Origin of the sequence: Caryophanon tenue, assembly GCF_001700315.1 — a bacterium.
Lineage (GTDB): Bacteria > Bacillota > Bacilli > Bacillales_A > Planococcaceae > Caryophanon > Caryophanon tenue.
In genome coordinates, this window is sequence record NZ_MASJ01000038.1 from 113064 (window position 1) to 137589 (window position 24526).

Genomic DNA, 24526 nt, shown 5'->3' on the forward strand with positions numbered 1-24526 from the left:
GTTGTAGTACGTATAGCGCACAAAAAAGTTTCATTTTTCTATAAATTACCGTTCTTTATTAGTATAAAACGTCAATCTTGTATATTTCAAATTTTCGCCTCTTTTAATTTCGCGACAATTTTTAGAATTCACAAAATATTTTCATCATTCAACCAAAAAGTATGATAGAATGATTCAACACGATTTTTAGTTAAGTGGAGGGTACTATATAATGGAAGTCGCAGCATCAAAAACGTTACAGGTGGAAAATGTCCTAATTGCACATCATTTACTGAAGGATGTCGTTGCACATACACCGCTACAGCATAATGATTATTTGTCAGAATTATACGGAGCGAATATTTATTTTAAGCGCGAAGATTTACAGCACGTTCGTTCATTCAAATTACGTGGTGCTTATTATAAAATCAAAAAAATTGAAGACCAAGCACGTCCAGTTGGTGTCGTTTGTGCAAGCGCAGGTAATCACGCACAAGGTGTTGCCTTTGCTTGTGCTCACCTACAAATTCAAGCGACGATTTTCATGCCAAAAACAACGCCAAAACAAAAGATTACACAAGTGCGTATGTTCGGACGTGAATTTGTTGAAATCGTCCTTGCCGGTGATACATTCGATGAATCGTCAATCGCTGCACAAGCGTATTGTGATGAGCATGAAAAAATCTTTATTCATCCATTTGACGATTTAGACGTAATGGCTGGCCAAGGCACAGTTGCCGTTGAATTTATGAATGATATTGAAGCACCAATCGACTATGTTTTCGGTAGTATTGGTGGTGGCGGTCTTATGTCAGGTGTTGGTGCTTACGTGAAAAACTTATCACCACACACACAAATCATTGGTGTAGAACCAGCAGGCGCTGCAAGTATGCGTGAAGCATTCGACAAAAAACAGCCAACAACATTACCAAGCATTGAAAAATTTGTTGATGGAGCTGCCGTACAACGTGTCGGTGACTTAACATATGCTGTATGTCAAAAGTATTTAGATGATATTATCGCTGTACCAGAAGGAAAAGTATGTACAACGATTTTAGAGCTTTATAATAAACATGCAGTTGTCGCAGAACCAGCAGGCGCACTTCCGGTTGCAGCACTTGATTTTTATAAAGATGATATTAAAGGAAAAACGGTTGTGGTCATCATTAGTGGCGGAAATAACGATATCGGGCGTATGCAAGAAATTAAAGAAAAATCATTAATTTATGAAGGCTTACTATACTATTTCATCGTGAACTTCCCACAACGCTCAGGCGCATTACGTCAATTTTTAACGTCAGTGCTTGGACCAAATGATGATATTACAACGTTTGAATATACGAAGAAAAACAATAAAGAAAGTGGTCCCGCTCTTGTTGGCATTGAAGTTGCACATCCAGACGATTATGCAGGACTTTTACAACGTATGGAAGATAACGGCTTTGAATACAAAGAAGTGAATAATGACAGCACATTATTTGCATTACTTGTGTAATCATTAGATACGCGTGGAATAAAACACTATGCATAAAAGAGGTATGAGAAATGATGAAGTTTCTCGTACCTCTTCCTTTTGTCGTGTTCCTATATAAATTTGTAGTTGGAGGGATTATATGAATTACAAACGTATTTTAATTATTGGGTGTAGTGGCGCTGGAAAATCGACGCTCGCACGACAGCTTGCCGACATTACACAGCTCCCACTGCTACACTTAGACCAGCTTTTTTGGCAACCAAATTGGACACCTACTGATAAAGGTATTTTCCGCACTAAACTACTGAACGAATTAAAAAAACCTTCTTGGATTATGGATGGCAACTTTGATTCCACCCTCGACCTTCGCCTTCAATATGCCGACTGTGTTATTTTTTTAGACTATGCTACACCACTTTGTTTACGTCGCATTATGAAGCGCTATATGATGAATGTTGGGCGCACAAGACCCGATATGACAGAAGGCTGCAACGAAAAAATAGATTTCGAATTTTTACGATGGATTGCGCGCTATAAATACGATGCGCGTCCATATATCGTTGACTTACTTTCTCGTACTCCCATTACATCTATCGTCTTCCAAGAGCCGAAACAAACTGCAAACTGGCTGCAAAACATACAAAAAGGGTGAGGTAGCAAATTTGCTCCTCACCCTTTTTCTTACCCTAGTAACGCGCGGTCACTATTCATCTTCTCACCACGAATTTTTTCGAAGGCGTCCATTAAATCTGGAATCGTTAAGTTCGGCTTTTCGTCTGGGCCGACTTCTAAAATAATTTGACCTTTATCCATCATAATTAGACGATTCCCTAAATCAAGCGCTTGCTGCATATTATGTGTAACCATTAACGTCGTTAACTGGTCCTTTTCGACAAGCTGCTTCGTAAGCTTGGTAATGAGCTCCGCACGTGACGGGTCGAGTGCCGCTGTATGCTCATCTAATAATAAAATAGAAGGCTGCGTAAATGTTGCCATTAGTAGCGATAATGCTTGGCGTTCACCGCCTGATAATAAACCTACCTTTGCATTGAGACGATTTTCTAATCCGAGCGATAGCATTTCTAACGCTGAACGGTAAATTTCGCGACGCTTCTTCGTTACACCAAAACTTAATGTACGCGACTTCGTTCGATTATAGGCAATCGCTAAATTTTCCTCTATTGTCATCGATGGTGCTGTTCCAGCCATTGGGTCTTGGAATACGCGGCCAATTTGTTTAGCGCGGTGATATTCCGCATCATTCGTCACATTTTTACCATTGATTTCAACTACGCCATAATCAGGTGTCAGTGCGCCTGAAATCATATTCATCATTGTGGATTTTCCTGCCCCGTTACTCCCAATCACCGTGACGAAATCACCCGGTGCTAAGTGTAAATTAATATCACCAAGCGCAACTTTTTCATCCGGCGTTCCTTCGTTAAATACTTTATTAATATTGGCTAACCGTAGCATGACACTTACCCCTCTTTCATTGAAGCTTCAAACTGTTGCTTTCGCTTCGCCTTCCGTTTCTTTTCTTTCAACTTACTCATAAACTGCGGTAAGATTAACGCTAAAATAACGATAATCGCTGTAATGAGTTTTAAGTCCCCTGCATCTAACCATTCAATACGTAGTGCAATCGCCAATACGATACGGTAAATAATCGCACCAAATACAACGGCAAGTGTCGTACGTACAATTGTTTTCGTACCAAAGATAGCTTCGCCGATAATAACGGATGCTAAACCGATGACAATCATACCGACCCCCATGCTCACGTCAGCGGCTTTTGTGTACTGTGCGACAAGTGCACCTGAAAATGCGACTAAAGCATTCGATAAACCAAGACCTAAAATAATATAATTATCCGTATTCGCCGAGAAGCTACGAATCATACGTTTATTATCACCCGTGGCACGAATCGCCAAGCCTAGTTCCGTTTTTAAGAACCAGTCAGCAATAAATTTAATCGCAAACGTAATAATAATGACTAATACAAGCGTCCCAACTGTTGCTGGTACCGCGCCTGAAATAAAGCCACTCAACATATTTTTAAAGCTCTCATCTATTGGTAACGTCGTCCAAAACGCACCAAACATCGAGAAAATCGAATCTGTATTTAATAACGGGATATTCGGACGTGTTGCTGCTTCTGTCGTTGTTCCCATAATACGTAAGTTAATTGAATAGAGCGCAATCATCATTAAAATCCCTGATAATAATGCGTTAATTTTTCCTTTTGTATGCAGTAAACCTGTGCAGCACCCTGCGATAAAACCAACGAGTATGGCAACAGCTGTTGCGAGTAATGGGTTATAGCCAAGCGTAATCATTGCAGCTGCTGTTGCTGCACCTGTTACAAAGCTACCATCTACCGTTAAGTCTGGGAAATCTAAAATACGGAATGTTAAATATACTCCTAACGCCATAATTGCGTAGATGATGCCAAGCTCAACTGAACCAAATATTGCGGTAAACATAGTATTCTCTCCTTTATTCAGTGCCTGTTATCAGATTACTGAAGTCATCATTCATAATAGAACTCGCTTGTAATAAGCGAGTTCGCTAAGCCTATTCCATACGAAAGAGGGTGCCCGAGAAATAATTCTAGGACACCCTCTTGTTGTGGAGGATGGTGAGAATTCATTCTGACCACCTAATCATTCATAACACTGTGACTACTCTAAAAGCTCTGCGCCCCAAGATTCATCAATCTCTAATCCTAATGCATCTGCTACTGATTTATTAATGACAAGTTTTAAATTTTGTGGGTATTGTGCTGGAAGTTCTGCTGGTGTTGCTTCACCCTTTAAAATCTTCACAGCCATTTCCCCTGCTTCGTAGCCGATATCGTAGTATTCAAAGCCGTATGCAGCTAAACCACCACGTGCTACTGAATCTAATTCACCAACGACTAACGGTAATTTATTTGTGTTGGCAACATCAATTACTGACTCTAATGCTGATACAACTGTGTTATCTGTAATAATATAAAATGCTTCTGCTTTCCCAACTAATGATTCAGCTGCTTGCTTTACTTCTGCAGATGTCGATACAGATGCTTCTACAATCGTAATGCCTAATGCTGCTGCTTTTTCTTTCACAAGCTTCACTTGCTCAACCGAGTTTTGTTCACCCGCGTTATAAACCATCCCAACTGTTGTTGCACCTAGCTCTTGAATAAACGCTAATGTTTTATCAATCGTTTCTGGGTGTAAGTCAACTGTACCTGTTACGTTTCCACCCGGTGCATCCATTGACTGTACTAATTGTGCTGCCACTGCGTCTGTTACAGATGTAAAGACGATTGGAATTTCAGTCGTTTGTGCTAACGCTGCTTGTGCAGACGGTGTAGAGTTCGCAAAAATTAAGTCTGCGCCACTTGTTGCTAAGTTTTGAGCAATCGTTGTATTTAAGCTGTTATCGCCTTGTGCTAATTGCTCATCATACTCAGCATTAATACCTGCATCCTTTAACGCTGTTTTAAAACCTTCACGTGCTGCATCTAATGATGGATGCTCCACTAATTGTGTAATCCCAATTTTAAATGTATCGCCTGTTGTTGCATCTGTTGATGATGTATCATTTGTCTCTGTCTCTTCAGATGCGCCATCATCGCTGTTACTACCACATGCTGCTAATACCATTACAACGGCAAGCATCATGAGCACTAACTGCCATTTCACCTTTTTCATTTGTATAGTCCCCCTTTTATTACGTTGAAGCGCTAAATTGTTGTAAGATAACGTTTATAATAAAGCTGAATGTTCTAATAGTCAACAAAATTCTGAAAATTAAACAAATAAGAGGTAGAAAGCGTTTCATTCTCTGTTCATTTGACGTCAGACCTTTTGTCCGATACAATGTTCTCTTGTGCATATTCTACGTGGTTCGTAACCATCCCACGAAAAAAAACTAAGGAGAATTAAATATGAACACAAAATTTTTAGCAACTAGCGGGATAATTGCAGCTCTTTATATTGCTGTAACGATGCTACTTGCACCACTCAGTTTCGGTGCGGTTCAATTTCGCTTTGCCGAAGTTTTTAACCACCTCATTGTTTTTAGTCCGAAATACGCAATCGGTGTGATCATCGGTGTCTTTATTTCGAACGCATTATTTTCAACATTAGGGGTTGCTGACCTTATTTTCGGTGTTGGTCATACTATCATTACATTTGCGATTGTATTATTCGTCTTTAAATATGTAAAAAATATTTGGGCACGCTTAATTATTAATACAGGTGTCTTCACGACAACCATGTTTATTATCGCATTCCAGTTAAATCTAGTGTTAGAGCTACCATTTTTCGAAACATGGCTATACTTAGCAATTGGGGAATTCGTTGTGTTAGCAATCGGTATGCCGATTATGTTTGCGCTAAACAAACGTCTACAATTAGCGAAGTTTATGAAATAAACATGTAAAGTAAAGAGTATGAGACAAAAAGAAATATCCTTCAGCAAAGACAACTGCTGAAGGATATTTTTCTGCTTTAGGTGCTACTCCACATAGCGGACGCGTTTCGCAGGCATGGCTTGAGCCTGTAGTCTCAAGCGCATGCTCCTGCGGTTACTCGTCGCAGAAAAACATTGCTTTTCCTGCTGAAGTCGCCGCTTGTGTCGGGACGCACCCGCAAATTCTTATCATCTCAATACACTTATTTTCATCAGAAATAGAGTTCTGTCCCAATCTCTTTATCTATAGCTCCGCTATTATAGCTTCACTTCATAAAATGTATTTAATTCATCGCGTAGTTTAGCTTTTAAGAACTTACCTACCGATGTTTTCGGAATTTCCTTTAAAAAGACAACATCGTCTGGCATCCACCATTTCGCAAACTGCGTTTCTAAATACGCAATCACTTCTTCTTTCGATAAAGTAGCGCCTTCTTTTAGTACGACACATGCTAATGGACGTTCCTGCCACTTGACATGTGGAATCGCAATGACTGCCGCTTCAAAAATCGCATCATGTGACATAAGCGCATTTTCAAGGTCTACCGATGAAATCCATTCGCCACCCGATTTAATTAAATCTTTTGTGCGGTCAGTGATTTTAATGAAGCCATCTTTCGTACGTACCGCAATATCACCTGTATATAACCAGCCGTCACGGTACACATCCAATGTGCGCTCATCTTCGTAATATTCATTTGAAATCCAAGGACCACGTAAACGTAATTCTCCCATCGTTTGACCGTCCCACGGCACTTCTCCGTCTTCATTAACGATGCTAGATTCAATACCCGTTACTGTAATCCCTTGTGTCGCACGTGCTTCTAAACGCTCTTCCTCTGAATAGTCGTCCATCCACGATTGGTATTGTGATAACGTTACAATTGGTGTCGTTTCTGTCATGCCATATACAACAATATACGGTACGTTATATTCCTTTTCAAACGCTTGGATAAGTCCTTTCGGTGATGCTGAACCACCTGCATAAATTGCGCGTAATGATGAAATATCACGCGACTCCTTTTCTAAAATTTGCTGAACGCCAAGCCAAATTGTTGGCACACCTGCCGTTACAGTTACACTATATGTTTCAATTAAATCAACAATTAATGCCGATGTAAATTGAGGTCCTGGTAATACAAGCGTTGCTCCTACATTGACACTTGTAAACGGCAAGCCCCACGCATTGGCATGGAACATTGGTACGATTGGTAAAACAATGTCACGTTCACTAATTGCCATCGAATCAGCTGTTGCTTGCATTAAGCTATGTAAATATAATCCTCGGTGTGAATAAACAACACCTTTTGGATTTCCAGTCGTGGCAGATGTGTAACACATACCCGCTGGTGAATTTTCATCAATATCTTCTGGGAATTCAAATGTTTCGTCTGCCTGCGCTAACAACGTTTCATAACAATGTACATTTGGTAACGTTGTTTCTGGCAAACTGTCTTCATCCGTCATAATAATATACTGTTTAACAGTTGTGAGCTCTTCATGAATGCTTTCAATAATCGGCAATAAATCCACATCAATTAGTAAAATTTCGTCACGGGCATGATTGATAATATACACTAAATGTTCTTCAGATAAGCGAATATTAACCATGTGTAACACGGCTCCTGCACACGGTACAGCAAAATATGCCTCTAAATGGCGATGCTGATTCCAAGCAAATGACCCAACCTTTGTGCCTCTTGTCATACCTAATTTCGTTAATGCGCTTGCTAAGCGACGTGTGCGCTTTGCCCATTGTCCGTATGTTAGCTCATGAATTGTTGTTGGGCTTGTTCGTGAAATGATTCTCTTTTGTGCATAATAGCTTTCTGCACGTTTGAAAAATGAGTTTAACACTAATTGCGTATCCATCATTGTACATTCCCCCATCTCAGCTCTTGAAGAATATTTTTCCAATATTCTTTCTCGATTATACAAATTATTGCTTTTTAATGCAATTTTCTTTTTAAATATTTTGTTATTTTATCGTTGATGTGTAAAAGCTAACGTAACGTTCATTCGTTTTATTGTCTGAAAATATTGACTTTTAAAACAATCTCCTCTACAATCAATACTAACTTTTCGAACGGATTGAGCAGAGAAAAGTTGAGCAGAGACGAGTAAGCATAGCTGAGAAATCGATGACATAAGAAGAGTACTATAATGGTGGTACGAGCAGAGAGCTAGTGGTCGGTGCAAACTAGCGTACCTTTTATACGAATGGACTTATGAGAGCTGCTAATCGCAGACGAACGCCTTACGTTACAAGGCTTTAAGTGGAAGCAATGCCCTATTGCTTCAATTTGAGGTGGCAACGCGGTACTTATCGTCCTCTACATGTGAATTCACATGTAGAGGACTTTTTTTATGCACTTATTACGAATAAAGGAGTAAGCGTCATGACAAAACAACGATCACGTACAACAATTCATACATTAAATGGTGATTCTTTAACACCCATTTTAATTTTCAGACGGCTACAAGGTAGTCACAAATTTCTACTAGAAAGTTCCGCTAAAAACGAAAGCTCTGGTAGATATTCGTTTATCGGCTGTAACCCGCGTAAAACGTATATTGGCAAAGAGGAGCTTCTACAAGAATACGTAACCGCTACACAAAAATCATATACACATGAAGGTCATTTACATGTGCTGTTAAAGCGCCTTATGCCACGTATTTCAAACGTCACAGACTTCCCGTTCTCAGGTGGCGCAGTTGGCTATATTCGCGCGAAAGGACCTCATGCATTACCACAAGTCAATTTTAATATTTACGAAATGATTATTGTGTTTGACCATTTAACAGACACAGTAACATTAATTCATACAAATATTGATGCAGAAGCAAACACACCAAATTTAGTAGCACTAGCTGATGAAATTGCACATGGTACACCACAACATTTTGACGACTTTACATTACACACTGAACATGAGCAACAAGCAACATTTAGTGGGCATCCATTTTCCGCATATCGTCATTTCCGTAAAACAAATGGTGAGGCATATATGTACTATGTAGAGTTTCAAGACCATACATGTATCGGAACAGCACCAGAAAGTTTCATTCATGTACAAGCCGACCATATTCGCGCCCATATTATTTCGGGCAGTGTCGAAAAATCAAAGCACTATCAAGAAAACGCTGTACTCATTAATGACTTGCGTAAACAACAAAATATCATGCAGCCACATCAAGAAGCGCTTACAGCTCGCGCAGAACAATTAAAGCATGTGAGTACGCCAGGGTCGATTGACATTATAAAAGATACAGCCGCACTTCATAGCCGTCGAAATATTCACGTACACGGCGTCATTGAGGCAACATTATCACCCGTTCTCCACCCGATTGACGCACTAACAGCTTGTGTGCCAGAAACAACTGACACACCACTTGGGAATGCTACATTAGGCTATATTGGCTTTAATGGTCAACTTGATTTCACAACGACACAGGAAGCCTTTTTATTTACAGCACAAACCGTTACAACAAGTGCTTCCCTTACACAACTTCTACCACAACAGGAGGTTTTCGTATGACAACGTTACAACAGTTTACAGCGCGCGTAACAGCCGGTGAACATTTAGTGTTTGACGATATGCTAGCGGCTGCGCAATTGCTATTTGATGAGCAAAGTGACCAGCAACAGATGGCACAATTTTTAGTAGCATTATCACAAAAAGGGGAAACTGCCCATGAAGTTGCAGCACTTGCAACTGTTATGAAATCATATGCACTCGATGTACAAGCACCTGAAGGCATTTACATTGATAATTGCGGAACAGGTGGCGACGGCTTAAGTACCTTTAATATTAGTACAACATCCGCCTTTGTATTAGCAGGTGGCGGGATTCCGATTGCCAAACACGGCAACCGCAAAATTTCTTCAAAATCAGGGAGCTCGGACGTATTAGAAGCACTCGGTATTCATACACTAGCAACTATTGATGATACATTAGCACTTTTACAACAAGAAGGCATTGCGTTTTTATACGCACCAAATGTTCACCCACGTTTAAAACGTATTGGAGAAGTACGACGCGCTATTGGTAAACCGACTATTTTCAATCTCGTAGGTCCACTGACAAACCCAGTGCCTCTTAAAACACAATTTGTTGGTATTAACCGTCCGGACTTTACGATGGAATACGCATCCGTTTTACAAATGCTTGGGCGTGAACGTGCTGTCGTTGTATCCGGTGCACGTGGTATGGATGAAGCCTCGCTTGAAGGGCAAAACACATTCGTCTTAGTCGATAATGGTGACTTAATCCCGTTTGCTTTACGTGCAGAAGATGCAGGCTTACGAGAAACACCGTTAGAGGCAATTCGTGGTGGCGATGCACAGGAAAATGCTGTTATTTTACGCGAACTGTTAGACGGCAAACAATCTGCATATTTCGATACAGTACTGTTAAATAGCGGCATTGGCTTCTTCGCTTACGGACATGCTAGTAGCGTAAAAGAAGGTGTCGAAATGGCGCGTGACAGCATTTTATCAGGACGCGCAAAACAAAAGTTAGAAGCCGTGATTGCTTTTAGCGACAAATTAAAAAGAGAAGGTGCTCATTCATGACAATTTTAACAAAAATTTTAGCGCAAAAAGCTGTGGAAATTGAACAGTTAAAGCAACAAGCTCCTACGTATGTAGCAGATGCCAAACAACGCCCCTCTTTATTTGAAACGCTGAACACAACAAATCGTCTGCATGTCATTGCCGAAATGAAACGTGCGTCACCATCAAAAGGCTTAATCGCAGAAGGTGCAAATCCAGTTGCACAAGGTATGGCGTATGAGCAAGCCGGCGCTGCTTGTATTTCCGTATTAACCGATGAATGTTTTTTTAAAGGCTCATTTGAAGACTTACAAAATGTCGCAAATGCCGTATCCATCCCGCTTCTTTGCAAAGATTTCGTCATTGATGAAGTCCAAATCGACTATGCAAAAGCAGCAGGCGCATCCGTTGTTCTGTTAATTGTGGCAGCGCTCGATGACATGACATTACAGCGTCTACACGACTACGCTACAAGCTTAGATTTAGATATTTTAGTCGAAACACATAATGTCGATGAGCTACACCGTGCCCTTCGTATTGGCGCAAAAATTATCGGTGTTAATAACCGAAATCTACACGACTTCTCGATTGATTTAGCACATACCGAGGATATTGCTGCACACTTCCCATTCAATGAAGAACGTATTTTTATTAGTGAAAGTGGCATTTGGACGAGCGAAGACGCTGCACGAGTAGCAAAAGCCGGCGCAAAAGCCGTACTTGTCGGTGAGTCATTAATGCGTAGTGACTCTGTTCAATCTGCGCTACAAAGCTTACAAGTCCCATTATTGGCGGTGAAACGATGACCTTCGTTAAAATTTGTGGTTTAACAACAGCCGAGCATGTTGAGACAGCCGTTACACATGGTGCAAATTTTATCGGCTTTGTATTTGCACCGAGCAGTCGCCAAGTAACAATCGAGCAAGCGCAGCAACTTGCAGCAGCGATTCCAAGCACCGTCAAAAAAGTCGGTGTGTTCGTCAATGAAACGGCACAAAACATTCAGCATATCGCACAAGCTGTACCACTCGATTACATTCAATATCACGGTGACGAAACACCTGAATTTATTCAAACAATCGGCTTACCTGCCATTAAAGCATTTTCGATTGCGACAGCACAAGATGTGCAACAAGCCGCTACGTATGACGTAGACTACTACTTATTTGACGCACCTGGTACAGACTACCGCGGTGGCAGTGGACATACATTTGATTGGTCACTATTACAACACGCAGGCATTCCGAAACATCGCGTTATCGTAGCAGGTGGACTACACGCAGAAAATGTGGCAGATGCCATTCAACTCGTGCAGCCATTTGGTGTCGATGTATCAAGCGGTGTCGAAACGAATAAAGTAAAAGACCATGCGAAAATTGAAGCGTTCCTTCAAGCCGCAAAAGGAGAGAATCTATAATGACGACAGCACAAAAAGGACGTTATGGGCGCTTTGGTGGACAGTTTGTTCCTGAAACACTTATGACGGCACTACAGGAGCTTGAAGTTGCCTATAACGATGCGAAACAAGATGAATCGTTCCAGCAAGAACTTGCCTATTATTTAAAAGATTATGTAGGACGTGAAACACCACTTTACTACGCAGAAGGTTTAACGAAAGAGTTAGGCGGCGCAAAAATTTATTTAAAGCGTGAAGACTTAAACCATACCGGTGCACATAAAATTAATAATGCCATTGGACAGGCACTGCTTGCAAAACGTATGGGCAAACAAAAGATTGTTGCAGAAACTGGCGCAGGTCAGCACGGTGTCGCAACGGCTACTGCTTGTGCCCTACTTAATCTAGAATGCGTTGTATTTATGGGCGCAGAGGATGTACGTCGCCAACAACTAAACGTCTTCCGTATGGAGCTACTTGGCACAAAAGTCATTCCGGTTGAAAAAGGGTCTGCTACATTAAAAGATGCCGTTAACGAAGCACTGCGCTATTGGGTAACGAATATTGACGACACGCATTATATTTTAGGCTCTGCACTTGGACCACATCCTTTCCCAGAAATCGTTCGTGACTTCCAGCGCATTATTGGCGATGAAACACGCGCACAAATTCTTGAAAAAGAACAGCGCTTACCAGACGCTGTTGTTGCATGTGTTGGTGGTGGCAGTAACGCGATCGGCATGTTTTACCCGTTTGTTGACGACGAAGCTGTACGCATGTACGGCATTGAAGCAGCAGGCAGTGGTGTCGATACGCAAAAGCACGCAGCAGCCATTCATGATGGCAAAGTAGGCGTCTTACACGGTGCGCTTATGTATTTATTACAAGATGAAAATGGCTTTGTACAGGAGGCACATTCTATTTCAGCTGGACTGGATTATCCAGGAGTTGGACCAGAACACTGCTATTTACATGATATCGGGCGTGTCCAGTATCCACATATTTCCGATGCTGAGGCACTTGAAGGGGTTAAACTACTTTGTCGTACAGAGGGGATTTTACCCGCATTAGAAAGTGCACATGCCATTGCGTATACAGCAAAGCTTGCTAAAACAATGTCGACTGATGAACTGCTAGTGGTTTGTTTATCAGGGCGCGGAGACAAAGATGTCCACACATTAATTGAAGCGTTAGGAGGGGGACAATAATGAGCCGTTTAACTCAAGCGATTGAAAATGTAACTGCACAAGGCGATAAAGCATTTATCCCCTACATTATGGCAGGTGACGGTGGACTTGAAACACTGAAGCCGACCATTTTAACATTGCAAAAACTCGGAGTAACAGCGATTGAAATTGGCATTCCATTTACCGATCCTGTTGCGGACGGTCCGACGATTGAAGAGGCTGGCTATCGTGCCCTACAAGCAGGCGCAAGCTTACGTACAGTCCTTGAAGAACTACAGACCTTCAGAGACGACATTACTGTACCACTTGTTGCCATGACATATTTAAATCCTATTTTAGCATTCGGTGTCGAACTGTTTGCGATTGAAGCAAAAGAAGCAGGCATTGAAGGCTTAATCGTACCAGATATGCCGCTTGAAGAAAGTGCCATTATTCATGATGCATTACGTGTAGCAGAAATTGATTTAGTGCAACTTGTCTCGCTTACAAGCCCTGCTGAACGGATTGCTAAAATCACAGCCGCAAGTGAAGGCTTTGTGTATGCGGTAACAGTAAACGGCATTACAGGTGCACGACAAGCATTCCATGAAGAACTATCAGCGCATTTTAACAACCTTGCGACATATACAACAAAACCGATTTTAGCAGGCTTTGGGATTTCAACGCCTGCACAAGTAGAACAGCTCGGTCAACTTGGTAGCGGTGTTATCGTCGGCAGTAAAATTGTCGACGCACTAACGAAAAATGATTGGGCAACAATTGAAGCACTGATTGCCGCGTCTAAACAAAGCGCATTACGCGCATAAAAAAAGTACTAACTGACATCTGAATATGTCGGTTAGTACTTCTTTTTTATCGCCATTATTTCACTTGGTGAACACGAATTAATTCGCGTAATACATCTCCGTTTGGTGACATCGTTAAAATTTCACCGAAACCGTTTGCATAATATACTAGTGATGATTCACCGTTTTGTGTTGCTTCAATTACGTAAATGTTTTTAAACGTCATTGCTTTCGTACGGTGTGATTCGCGCACATCAATAATTTCATATGAAATCTCACCTGTCGCATCTAACCATGTTGTACCTTTTTTCAGTGGATACGGGATTGTATAAATGTGACCTAATGCAGAATCTGCTTTTGGTAAAGTGTACTCATAGGCACTATCTGTATCGCGTGTTTGGAACATATAGTCACCACCCAATTCAGATGTTAACTGCCATTCATCCCAACCGTCTGCCGTCTCACCTGTTGAGCGTAATTCCTCTTCATGCCAATAATCCGCACCAACATACGTACGTGTTGAATATGTGTAAATATAATTTTCATTCATGTTTACGGAAATCGTTTCTGTTCCTGGCTTTTTCGACCCAGCTGTTGTTGAGTTTTGTGAAGTTTTAATAAAACTTGGCTCTAACACACGCGCTAAAAAGCTTGAGAAGTGCGCACGTTGTAATGGTTTTTCTGGACCGAATGTGCCGTCCTCATAACCACGTGTAATACCATTTGTCGCAAGTGCATCAATTACTTTTGCTGCAGGGTGATTTGCAGGTACATCTGAGAATGTTATTTTACCGTTTCCTTTTAAGTTAAAGGCATTTACAAGCGCTGCAGCCATTTCACCGCGTGTAATATCTAAATACGGCTTAAATTCCCCACCTGGCATAATGCCAGCATTCACAATCGCTGAAATTTCTTTGTACGAACCATGTGTTTTTGGTACATCTGTTAATTGTGCGTTTGAAGCAGTCGTCACATCTAATTGAAGTGCACGCGCAAGCATTGTCGCAACCTGTGCTTTTGTTACATGTTTTGATGGTTTGAATGTCCCATCTTCATAGCCTCGAATGACCTTTTTCTCCGCTAAAAATTCAATTTCTGCCTTAGCACCATGTTTCTCCGATACATCAACAAATGAGGCTGCTGATGAAACCGTTGGAAAAGCGGCAAGCATAGCTGTTAACGCAGCGATTTTTCCAAAGCGTTTTAACATCTTCATTCGTTCATCCCTCATTTCCTTTTGTTTTACCTATTATATCAAAGAAACTAGACTTAAATACCCAATAATTAAAAAGAATTAAAAAGCCCCGTTATTTTGAACGGAGCTTTTTTCTTTCAAAGTCAATAAGACCTATTTTTTATTTATTTAATTTAACTTTTTATCTTTTATAATACTTTATTGATTCATAGTCCAGAAATTGCTTTATGCTGCAGTTTTTTCGTTAATTTCTGTAGCATATGTTGTGTCATTTTCTCTAAGTCGTACTCAGTTCTAAAGCCCCATTCATTAATAGCGGCAGAAGAATCAATAGAATTTGGCCAACTATCAGCAATTTTTTGACGTAGTGGGTCTACATTATAGTCCATTGTAAACGTTGGAATATGCTTCTGAATTTCTTTTGCGATTTGAGAAGGTTCAAAACTCATCGCAGAAATGTTAAATGCATTGCGATGCGTCAATTTACTTCCATCGGCTTCCATTAAATCGACAATTGCTTGTAGGGCATCTGGCATATACATCATATCCATATACGTACCCTCTGCGATATATGAGGTATATTGCCCATCTGTAATTGCCTTGTAATAAATGTCCACTGCATAGTCAGTCGTACCACCACCAGGAGGCGTAACATATGAAATTAACCCTGGGAAACGTACGCCACGTGTATCTAATCCGAAGCGTTCAAAATAATAATCACATAACAGTTCACCGGCTACTTTATTCACACCATACATAGTCGTTGGACGCTGTAATGTATCTTGCGGTGTGTTGTCTTTTGGCGTTGACGGACCAAAAGCGCCAATAGAGCTTGGTGTGAAAAATTGTAAGTTTAATTCGCGTGATACTTCTAGCGCATTCATTAAGCCACCCATATTTAAATTCCATGCAAATACTGGATTTTTTTCCGCTGTTGCTGATAATAAGGCTGCCATGTGAATCATCGTATCTGCACCAAAATCTTTTGCTAAATCATGCATACGTTGTGCATCTGTCACATCTAATAGTTCAAAAGGACCCGCTTCCCCGTCAGCTTTACGAATATCTGTTGCTAACACATTGTCTTCACCATAAATTGTGCGAAGCTTTCCTACTAATTCTGAACCAATTTGACCTAAAGCACCCGTTACAATAATTTTTTCCATATCTATACCTCCTCGTCAATAATACAACTGTACATTCTATAAATACAATAAATTGTTGATTTATCAATGTTTTCGATAGGTATGATTATAGAATGTTCTTTATAAAAAGACAACTTCTATTTGCTGAATATTAAATAGACGGAATTTTCTATTATATTGATATACCCTTTTTTCAACATACTATCACATAAAAAAATGCTTAAAGTAACACAACAGTATGCTGAAATAGAACGCTACTTCTGCTAAAACGGTGTTCATGCGTCTAGACATAAGCCACGACTTCAGCAGGAAAAGCAATGCCTGCGAAACGCGTCCGCTATGTGGCGTAGCACCACATGCAAAAAAATGTCCTTCAGCAACGACAACTGCTGAAGGCTATTTCTTTTTTGTACCAGGCTCATTTTCATTTGTTTCAACATATTTCTAGTTAAAGATACTTCTCCTAAAGGTTGTCCTTCATACTTTTACCCGTCCAGTAAGCCTCGCTTATGTAATTGCTCCCGAAAACGCGGTAAATGCTCATCTATATACGCAAATACGGATACGTACTGCGTCGAAATTTGCTGATGTGCAGCCTTTAATGTTTTCGAAACACGCTCATTATCTTCCTTCGTGTAACGCTCTGCTACCATCTGAAAGTATGGTAGCACTTCGCACTTTGTCATTGGAACACTATAATCAAAAAATAAATTTACTAAACTACAGCGATGACTTGGCACAAATAAAACGCTTTGCTGAAGAACCGCATTAATAGCCTCCAGTATTTGCGTGCTCTCGTCTGTTTTCCCATAAACCCATTGCTTCTCCACTACCGTTGTACGCAAGCTACTAAGTAAACCGCTACTTAATAATTCTACTTCGATATCAATTTCTTGCTGTGGTACTTCAAATTTCCATTCATATGTTTGCCGTTCACCTGTTCGAATATTGTATTGGTAAAGCGTTACTTCAACCATATCTCTTTGTTTTTTCAGCAGCCTTCTTACAAATGGAATGCTAATGATCGTTGTCGCCACATCCGTTAGCACCGCGTCACCGTCTGTTACCTCATATAGTTCATATAAAGCTTGCGCGTCACTTAATGCTCGATGTGCCACTTCATGTGGTAAATGATGCATTTGCAGTAGCGCACTTAATGATGGCATGCGCATTTCATTTAAATGCACCATCATTTTTTCTTGATAATCTATTAATCGACTTTCCGCTAATATCGCTTCTAAAAAACGATTATCATACAGCACTTCGCGGTCTTGATAACTGAAAAATACAAACGTTGGTGCTGCCCCAATAAACGCTAAAAATGCGAGTGACACATCCTTATAAGACGGTGCTTCTTGTAGCTCCTCACGTGTAATCCCAGTAAATGCTAACGTTTCTTGTGTAATCCCTTTTTGCTTAATAAGCGAAGTAAATGTTGTAAGCTGCCCGTCATATAGACGAACGGCTCCAATTTCAATGAGCTTACAAGGTGCTCCCCGCTCTAATTGAAATTCGAAATCAACAAATATTGTTGCGCCTTTCATATATTGCCCCCTTATGAAAAAAAAGAGTTTGTCATAGAACACCGCCTTCGACAAACCCTTCTTTAATTACTTCGTTACAACCACACCATCGTATAAATTTGGGCGACGATCATCATACACTGGAATACGCGTACGAATTTCATCGACTACAGATAAATCAATATCAACAACGGCAAGCTCTTCTTCATCGTTACCCGTCCATAAAATATCGCCCCATGGCTCAATAATCATCGACTGTCCATTGAAGTTTTGCTTTTTATTCGCAATACGATTCACAGCAATAATGAAGCATTGATTTTCAATCGCACGTGCCTGTAATAATGTTTTCCAATGGTCGATGCGCGGCGTTGGCCACTGCGCAGATACAAATAGCACCTTTGCGCCAGCTAACGCATGAGCACGTAACCATTCTGGGAAACGAATATCGTAGCAAATAACACCAGCTGCTTCAATATCACCTAGCTGGAAGCGATTCATGTCACTGCCTGCCTGTAAATGTAAATGCTCGTCCATTAAGCGGAATAAATGCACCTTACTATATTCGCCTACTTTTTCCCCTGCATTATTGTATGTGTACATCGTATTGTAAAAGCCATCTTGTTGCTTTGTAGACACAGAGCCTCCGACAATATGCACCGACAGCTCCTGTGATAGTTGTTGTAAAAGTTCTTGTGTACGCTCGCCTTGCACGTCTGCTAACTCATCTAACTGCTCTAACGCATAGCCTGAGTTCCACATTTCGGGTAATACAATCACTTCCGCACCTTGTGCAGCCGCTTCACGAATAAGCGCCTCTGCATGTGCATAGTTCTCTTCTACCTTCCCAAAACGCATATTCATTTGGATACATCCAATTTTCATTTCGACACCACCTAGACAAATTTTCAAAAAAACACTATTATTGATTGTATTATTTTCATTATATTCGGAAAACGAGGAAAACGCATGGAATTTTCATTAAAACTACAACAATTACCCGAACAATTTTTCGCCGCGCTTGTTCAAAAAGTAAATAAAGCGGTTAGCGAAGGACGTGATGTCATTAACTTAGGTCAAGGGAACCCTGACCAACCAACACCACTACATATTATTGAAACACTACAGCAAGCTGCACTTCAACCACAAAATCATAAATATTCACCATTTCGTGGCATTCCTGAATTTCGCCAAGCTGCCGCAGATTTTTATAAAAACACATATGATGTCGATATTGACCCCGATACAGAAGTTGCGATTCTTGGCGGTACAAAAATTGGCTTAGTCGAGCTTCCAATGGCACTTCTAAATGCGGGCGATACGATTTTACTACCTGACCCTGGCTACCCTGACTATTTATCAGGTGTTGTACTTGCTGGGGCAAATATGGTGACAATGCCACTGACTGCAGAAAATGCCTTTTTACCAGATTACTCACAGCTTGATGAGGACACACTTAAGCAAGCCAAGCTTTTATATATGAACTATCCAAACAATCCAACTGGCGCAACTGCCACACCAGAATTTTTTGCAGAAACGGTTGCACTTGCCAAACAGCATGGTATTGCGGTATCACACGATTTTGCCTATGCAGCAATCGGCTTTGATGGACAAAAACCAATAAGCTTCTTGCAAACACCAGGTGCTAAAGATGTCGGCATTGAAATGTATACATTATCGAAGTCATTTAATATGGCGGGCTGGCGTGTCGGCTTTGCGGTTGGCAATAAAGATATTATTGCGGCGATTAATTTAATACAAGACCATTTATTTTGTAGCGTCTTCCCCGCGATTCAACATGCGGGTGTTGCCGCTTTGACCGAGCATCTCGGTCAAATGGATGCACTGAGTGATTTATATGAAAGTCGCCGTAATGCGCTCGTTGAAGAAGCACACCGTATCGGTTGGGATATTACCGCGCCAGCAGGTTCATTCTTTGCATGGCTACGCGTCCCAGAAGGCTATACAAGTGCGGCATTTGCCGATTTATTGCTTGATACATGCGACGTAGCTGTAGCAGCTGGCAATGGCTTCGGTACGTACGGCGAAGGCTATGTACGTGTCGGACTACTCGTTTCCGAAGAACGCTTACGTGAATTTATTCAGCGTGTTGAACGTCTTCAATTATTTATCTAAAGAAAAAAGCAGAAGGTTACGTACCTTCTGCTTCTTTCACATACTTTTTCATTAAAATACGGTGGAATTGTGACGCCAAAATTTGTTGAAATAACATGCCAAACACAACCGGCATTACGACTTTGCCACTAAAATAGGTCGTTGCTAATACAACACCTGCTGAAATATTACGCATGCCACCTGTAAACACAAATGTAATAACCGTTGCTGGCTCTTTCCACAGCATACGCCCAACGACATAACAGAAAAAATAACCAGAAATCGCGACGAATAAAACCGCGACAATAATTTTCATCAGCTCCCACGTAATCGTTTCGACATAAGGCGCAATAGCACTACTATTAATCATAACAATTAAAAACAAACTAATTTTTGAAAACGGCGCAAATGTTGTCGATAACGTTGCTGTCACACGAGGATGTGCGTATTCATGAACGAACACCCCTAAAATAGACGGCAGTACAATCATCCACATTAAATCCTTCATCATCGCCCCTACTTGCACATCAATACTATTGCCCGCAACAACATGAATAAGTGCAGGCATAATGAATGGGGACAACACCGTATCAATTAAAATAATCGATAAGCATAGCACCATATTGCCCTTTGTGACGCTCACCCAAATAAAGCTCGTTACGCCTGTTGGTACAGCTACTGCCAGCACAAAACCAATTGTATATAGGGGATCATTAAACAATACTTCAGCGACAATATACGCCCAAATCGGCATGATAATATGTAAAAATGCAATCGTTACGACAATAACGGTCGTATATTTTTTAAAATGTTTAAAGCCGTCAAAGTTCATTGACAAACTACCAGCAAATGTCATAAATGCAAACATCCACGGTACTAAAAATAAAAAAGGAATAAGCCATTCTTCCAGCACTACACCAATGACTAAACTTAATGGTGTTAAAATTGGCATCATCCGCTGTAACCATTTGTTCCACTTGTTTAACATTGCATGTCACCTCATCTTCTGCCCCTCATTATACACCGTTCTCTATGAAATCGGACAAATGCTTGTTTGTCTGTCCTCGTTTTCTTACAATAAATGTAGTGCGTTTTACATTTTAGCAAGGAGGCATTTTATGTTTAGCTTACAATGGTTCGCCATTTATAGTGCAATTGCGCTGTGCGTTACATTTTTAGAACATATTTTTCATCATTTCGGTTATCGAAACCGCTTCATTATTGCCTTTAAACAATTATTTGAAGTACCCTACACACTTGTTCATGAATTTTCACATGCGATTGTAGCGCTAATTACATCTGGGAAAATTAAACGGATTACGCTTCATCACAATTTAAGTGGCAGTGTTGTCAGTAGTTCTTCCAACCGCATTGGGCGCTTTTTCACGACATTTGCAGGCTATACATTACCATGTTATATCGCATTTTTATTTATTTGGCTTTTACATATTAACCCCGTATTCCCGTTATACGGCTATTTAGTCATCGCCATTTTCTCAGCTATTTTCATTCGCAATGTATACGGCTTCTTTTGGATTATTGGCTTTATTAGTCTTGTTGGTGTCATTACATGGAAAGCCCCTCTTGCTATCACATGGCATTTAAGCTATTTTCTTGTAACCTTATTATTTGTGGCAGCTCTTTACGGTGGCTATCGTATTTTTTTACTCGCCTTTCAGCAACCACAAATTCAGCACGATGCGTCAATTTTAGCAATGCAAACACGTATTCCAGCGCAAGTATGGGGCATCGTCTTCTTCCTGCACAATATACTCGTTGGTGGATGTATTTTATATTATTTTTTACTGACGTGAAAAAAAGGCTAGATGAAAAGTCACATCCTTTCATCTAGCCTTTTATACGTTATTGAATAATACCTAGCTCACGACCAACTTTCGCATACGCAGCAATGGCATCATCCAGCATGTCTTTTGTATGTGCAGCTGTTGGCATATTACGCACGCGACCTGTTCCTTTAGGCACGGTTGGGAAGACGATCGATTTCGCATACACACCTTCTTCAAATAAACGCTTTGAAAATTGCTGTGTTAACTTTTCGTCACCGATAATACATGGTGTAATTGGCGTTTCAGAATCACCAATATTAAAGCCCAGCTCCGCTAAACCACGCTTTAAGTAATCGCCGTTATCCCATAGCTTATCATGTAGCTCCGTCGATTCCATAATCATTTCAACCGCACGTGTAATCGCCGCTACATCACCTGGTGGTAACGCTGTTGAGAATAAAAACGGACGAGAACGTACTTTTAACCAGTCGATTAAATTCTTCTTACCAGCTACATATCCACCAACAACACCAATTGCTTTTGATAATGTACCGATTTGGAAATCGATCTCATTTTGTAATCCGAAGTGCTTCACTGTCCCTGCACCTTTACCCGTTACACCCGAACCGTGTGCATCGTCTACATACGTAATTAAATCAAATTCCTTTGCGATTTCTACGATTTCAGGAAGCTTCGCAATATCCCCATCCATCGAGAATACGCCGTCTGTAATCACCATTACTTTATTGTATAAGCCTGACTCCGTTGCAGCTTTTGCTTTTGCACGCAAATCATCCATATCTGAGTGATTGTATGCGATAATTTTTGCTTTTGATAAGCGACAACCGTCAATAATAGATGCGTGGTTTAATTGGTCAGATAAAATCGCGTCGTTTTTATCCATCACTGCTGAAATTGCTGCCATATTACAGTTAAAGCCTGACTGATAGCTGATTGCCGCTTCTGTTCCTTTAAACTTTGCTAATGTTTCTTCAAGCTTTACATGCACATCAAGTGTGCCGTTAATTGTACGTACAGCGCCTGCACCGACACCGTGTGTTTCAATTGTCGCTTGTGCAATTTTTTTCAGCTCATCATTTGTCGCTAAGCCTAAATAGTTGTTAGAAGATAGGTTGACCAATGACTGCCCCTTCACTTGAATTGTCGGACCATTTGCACCTTCAACTGGGTCAATGTCGTTATATAAACCTTGCTCACGTAAATCCGCTAAGTTTTCATCTAAAAAATTATTTAATACATTTGACACAAAAATCTTCCTTTCCATCGTAAAATTACGTTCATTGTAGCATACCTATTCCTTTTCACACGCACAGTTATGCAACAAAAGTGAAAAAAAGTTACGCTGTCAACTCGTCATGTACAAATGGACGCGACAACTGGAAAACATACACGACATGCATCATTAACGCCAACGCCATGAAAAAAGAGCTTGCTTAAAAAGCCTAGATAGACGATTCAAGCAAACTCTTGTTTATACGGTTAATGCGGCAAATTGTGCGCGCGTAATGCGCGCTAAATCCGCTGCCTGTACTTTCATTTGTAAACCAAGCTTTCCGGCACTTACAATCATGTCGCCATGTTGTTGTGCTGTTGCATCAATAAATGTTGGAAAGAGCTTCTTCATACCAACCGGCGAACAGCCACCTCTTACATAGCCTGTTAAACCTAATAGCTCTTTCACCGGTAGCATATCAATCTTCTTCTCGCCTGCGACTTTTGCGGCTGCTTTTAAATTCAGCTCCTGTGCGACCGGTATCACAAATACAAAATACTTATTCGCACCAGCTGTCGCTACTAATGTTTTATACACAAGTGATACATCATAGCCGATTTTGTGTGCGACAGTAATGCCATCCACATGCTCGGGGTCTACAACATATTCATACACGTCATAATTTATTTTTTGTTGGTCCAATAAACGAATCGCATTCGTCTTTTGCACTTTCTGTTTTGCCACATTGCTCGCTCCTATCAACTACGCAATCAGTGAGAACGTCGATTCTAACGGGTCACGATAGCCGTTTTTCACCATTATCATATGAGATTGATAGTTTGTCGATGCCATTGCGAATTTTCGCTCCGCATAGCTCTGTGTAAAATCTTTATCAAAAGCAGATTGTGTCGCATCACGCTCACGGTCTACTAAAAAGCGTTCCGGTACATCAATATCGGTAGATGCTGTAACATAGTCTGGTAATCGGTCGCTCGATTCTTCGTCCGTGCGCTCTTCTGCTACAATGCCACGTAATTGCTGAATTTGCGCTTCTGCACTTGCTGCTACACGATAGTCTTGTGGTGAAGGTTGTGCTGGTGCTAATGCTGCGCGGCGCACAAGCTCCAACGTTTCAATCATTTTCTTCTCGTCTTCTGAATGTGTCGCATGAATGGCTACTTCGCCACCAACCGCATATTGCTGACCATCTGGACCTTCTTCATAATCATATACAATCGGTCCTGTTACATGTCCACCAACTGCTTTATGTGCCTGCTCATGTGCACGTACAGTACGGTCTGCTTTTTCCAGCTCTTTTACTTGCTGTCCTTGTTGAAATTCTTCTGCTTGTTTTACACGAACAGCCACATCGTGATTGACGTCCTGTTCCTTTTTGCCAGATAACAATTCTTCAAGTACACGTAATGCTGTATCTCGTTTTTCACCAAAGTATTCAGCGCTTTTGCGATACGCCTGCCCTGCATCTTTACGTCCAATTGCTTTACGACGTTCATCTAATGTCTGCTGCGACTCTGTTTTACGAATCATTAATGATGATAACTTCATAAAATTCACCCCTCTCGGTCATAATCTGTCCACTTCTATTATTCATATTATAACAATTCTAATGTAGAACGGTTTAAAGATTTGTTTGAAAATGTAAATTCGCTCAATAAGACTATTTGTAAAT

23 protein-coding genes, 1 riboswitch and 1 other annotated feature are annotated in these 24526 nt (G+C 40.7%); of the genes, 11 read left to right on the forward strand and 12 right to left on the reverse strand.

Features of this window, described 5'->3' with window-relative positions; translation table 11 throughout:
• Positions 1 to 211 precede the first annotated feature (211 nt).
• Together ilvA and A6M13_RS12990 are read left to right on the forward strand one after the other, a co-directional pair.
• Entirely contained in the window at positions 212 to 1474 is a 1263-nt protein-coding gene (gene ilvA, locus A6M13_RS12985; RefSeq protein WP_066547155.1) for a threonine ammonia-lyase IlvA, read from the forward strand.
• 118 nt (positions 1475 to 1592) lie between these two features.
• Positions 1593 to 2105 (forward strand): P-loop NTPase family protein, encoded by a 513-nt coding sequence (locus A6M13_RS12990; RefSeq protein ID WP_066547158.1) that lies wholly within the window; start codon positions 1593 to 1595, stop codon positions 2103 to 2105.
• A 29-nt stretch (positions 2106 to 2134) separates the two neighbouring features.
• Here A6M13_RS12990 and A6M13_RS12995 read toward each other — a convergent pair whose 3' ends face one another.
• The 3 genes from A6M13_RS12995 to A6M13_RS13005 all read right to left on the reverse strand — a co-directional run bounded on the left by A6M13_RS12995 (position 2135) and on the right by A6M13_RS13005 (position 5154).
• Entirely contained in the window at positions 2135 to 2929 is a 795-nt protein-coding gene (locus A6M13_RS12995; RefSeq protein WP_066547162.1) for an ABC transporter ATP-binding protein, read from the reverse strand.
• Positions 2930 to 2934: 5 nt separating this feature from the next.
• Entirely contained in the window at positions 2935 to 3939 is a 1005-nt protein-coding gene (locus A6M13_RS13000) for an ABC transporter permease (protein ID WP_066547163.1), read from the reverse strand.
• Positions 3940 to 4137: 198 nt separating this feature from the next.
• The gene (locus A6M13_RS13005; RefSeq protein ID WP_066547164.1) at positions 4138 to 5154 is read right to left on the reverse strand and encodes an ABC transporter substrate-binding protein; all 1017 of its coding nucleotides are present in this window, start codon (positions 5152 to 5154) and stop codon (positions 4138 to 4140) included.
• A 185-nt stretch (positions 5155 to 5339) separates the two neighbouring features.
• Positions 5340 to 5384, forward strand: a riboswitch (PreQ1 riboswitch).
• 6 nt (positions 5385 to 5390) lie between these two features.
• Between A6M13_RS13005 and A6M13_RS13010 the strand changes: the two genes are divergently transcribed.
• On the forward strand, positions 5391 to 5879 hold the full coding sequence (locus tag A6M13_RS13010; RefSeq protein WP_066547167.1) for a QueT transporter family protein: 489 nt from the start codon (positions 5391 to 5393) through the stop codon (positions 5877 to 5879).
• Positions 5880 to 6175: 296 nt separating this feature from the next.
• On the opposite strand, the gene A6M13_RS13015 is transcribed toward A6M13_RS13010, so the two are convergent.
• On the reverse strand, positions 6176 to 7792 hold the full coding sequence (locus A6M13_RS13015; RefSeq protein WP_066547169.1) for a long-chain fatty acid--CoA ligase: 1617 nt from the start codon (positions 7790 to 7792) through the stop codon (positions 6176 to 6178).
• Positions 7793 to 8049: 257 nt separating this feature from the next.
• Positions 8050 to 8254, forward strand: a binding site (T-box leader).
• A 62-nt stretch (positions 8255 to 8316) separates the two neighbouring features.
• Here A6M13_RS13015 and A6M13_RS13020 point away from each other — a divergent pair.
• The 6 genes from A6M13_RS13020 to trpA are packed head-to-tail and all read left to right on the forward strand — an operon-like array spanning position 8317 to position 13861.
• Complete coding sequence (locus tag A6M13_RS13020; RefSeq protein WP_066547170.1) at positions 8317 to 9456, forward strand: chorismate-binding protein; 1140 nt, start codon at positions 8317 to 8319, stop codon at positions 9454 to 9456.
• Complete coding sequence (gene trpD / locus A6M13_RS13025) at positions 9453 to 10493, forward strand: anthranilate phosphoribosyltransferase (protein WP_066547173.1); 1041 nt, start codon at positions 9453 to 9455, stop codon at positions 10491 to 10493. The genes A6M13_RS13020 and trpD overlap by 4 nt, the downstream gene beginning before the upstream one ends.
• The gene (gene trpC, locus A6M13_RS13030) at positions 10490 to 11278 is read left to right on the forward strand and encodes an indole-3-glycerol phosphate synthase TrpC (RefSeq protein WP_066547174.1); all 789 of its coding nucleotides are present in this window, start codon (positions 10490 to 10492) and stop codon (positions 11276 to 11278) included. Before trpD ends, trpC begins: the two co-directional genes overlap by 4 nt.
• A complete protein-coding gene (locus A6M13_RS13035; RefSeq protein WP_066547177.1) occupies positions 11275 to 11889 on the forward strand; it encodes a phosphoribosylanthranilate isomerase in 615 nt (204 codons plus the stop codon). Before trpC ends, A6M13_RS13035 begins: the two co-directional genes overlap by 4 nt.
• The gene (gene trpB, locus A6M13_RS13040; protein ID WP_066547179.1) at positions 11889 to 13076 is read left to right on the forward strand and encodes a tryptophan synthase subunit beta; all 1188 of its coding nucleotides are present in this window, start codon (positions 11889 to 11891) and stop codon (positions 13074 to 13076) included. Before A6M13_RS13035 ends, trpB begins: the two co-directional genes overlap by 1 nt.
• The gene (trpA, locus tag A6M13_RS13045; protein WP_066547182.1) at positions 13076 to 13861 is read left to right on the forward strand and encodes a tryptophan synthase subunit alpha; all 786 of its coding nucleotides are present in this window, start codon (positions 13076 to 13078) and stop codon (positions 13859 to 13861) included. Before trpB ends, trpA begins: the two co-directional genes overlap by 1 nt.
• Before the next feature lie 55 nt (positions 13862 to 13916).
• On the opposite strand, the gene A6M13_RS13050 is transcribed toward trpA, so the two are convergent.
• The 4 genes from A6M13_RS13050 to A6M13_RS13065 all read right to left on the reverse strand — a co-directional run bounded on the left by A6M13_RS13050 (position 13917) and on the right by A6M13_RS13065 (position 18585).
• Positions 13917 to 15056 (reverse strand): S-layer homology domain-containing protein, encoded by a 1140-nt coding sequence (locus A6M13_RS13050; protein ID WP_066547184.1) that lies wholly within the window; start codon positions 15054 to 15056, stop codon positions 13917 to 13919.
• Between the two features lie 185 nt (positions 15057 to 15241).
• A complete protein-coding gene (locus tag A6M13_RS13055; RefSeq protein WP_066547186.1) occupies positions 15242 to 16201 on the reverse strand; it encodes an L-threonine 3-dehydrogenase in 960 nt (319 codons plus the stop codon).
• Between the two features lie 464 nt (positions 16202 to 16665).
• Entirely contained in the window at positions 16666 to 17724 is a 1059-nt protein-coding gene (locus A6M13_RS13060) for a 3'-5' exonuclease (RefSeq protein ID WP_066547189.1), read from the reverse strand.
• 66 nt (positions 17725 to 17790) lie between these two features.
• Positions 17791 to 18585, reverse strand: coding sequence for a carbon-nitrogen family hydrolase (locus tag A6M13_RS13065; protein WP_066547192.1), 795 nt, complete (start codon positions 18583 to 18585; stop codon positions 17791 to 17793).
• 84 nt (positions 18586 to 18669) lie between these two features.
• Between A6M13_RS13065 and A6M13_RS13070 the strand changes: the two genes are divergently transcribed.
• Positions 18670 to 19836 carry a pyridoxal phosphate-dependent aminotransferase gene (locus A6M13_RS13070; RefSeq protein WP_066547195.1) on the forward strand — a complete coding sequence of 389 codons (1167 nt, stop codon included), beginning with the start codon at positions 18670 to 18672 and terminating at the stop codon, positions 19834 to 19836.
• A 16-nt stretch (positions 19837 to 19852) separates the two neighbouring features.
• On the opposite strand, the gene A6M13_RS13075 is transcribed toward A6M13_RS13070, so the two are convergent.
• A complete protein-coding gene (locus A6M13_RS13075) occupies positions 19853 to 20803 on the reverse strand; it encodes a bile acid:sodium symporter family protein (protein WP_066547198.1) in 951 nt (316 codons plus the stop codon).
• Between the two features lie 130 nt (positions 20804 to 20933).
• Between A6M13_RS13075 and A6M13_RS13080 the strand changes: the two genes are divergently transcribed.
• On the forward strand, positions 20934 to 21629 hold the full coding sequence (locus A6M13_RS13080) for a M50 family metallopeptidase (protein WP_066547201.1): 696 nt from the start codon (positions 20934 to 20936) through the stop codon (positions 21627 to 21629).
• A 49-nt stretch (positions 21630 to 21678) separates the two neighbouring features.
• On the opposite strand, the gene A6M13_RS13085 is transcribed toward A6M13_RS13080, so the two are convergent.
• The 3 genes from A6M13_RS13085 to A6M13_RS13095 all read right to left on the reverse strand — a co-directional run bounded on the left by A6M13_RS13085 (position 21679) and on the right by A6M13_RS13095 (position 24402).
• A complete protein-coding gene (locus tag A6M13_RS13085; protein ID WP_425393924.1) occupies positions 21679 to 22887 on the reverse strand; it encodes a glycine C-acetyltransferase in 1209 nt (402 codons plus the stop codon).
• A gap of 207 nt (positions 22888 to 23094) precedes the next feature.
• Entirely contained in the window at positions 23095 to 23580 is a 486-nt protein-coding gene (ybaK, locus tag A6M13_RS13090) for a Cys-tRNA(Pro) deacylase (RefSeq protein WP_066547208.1), read from the reverse strand.
• 18 nt (positions 23581 to 23598) lie between these two features.
• Positions 23599 to 24402 carry a putative metalloprotease CJM1_0395 family protein gene (locus tag A6M13_RS13095; RefSeq protein ID WP_066547210.1) on the reverse strand — a complete coding sequence of 268 codons (804 nt, stop codon included), beginning with the start codon at positions 24400 to 24402 and terminating at the stop codon, positions 23599 to 23601.
• Positions 24403 to 24526 lie beyond the last annotated feature (124 nt).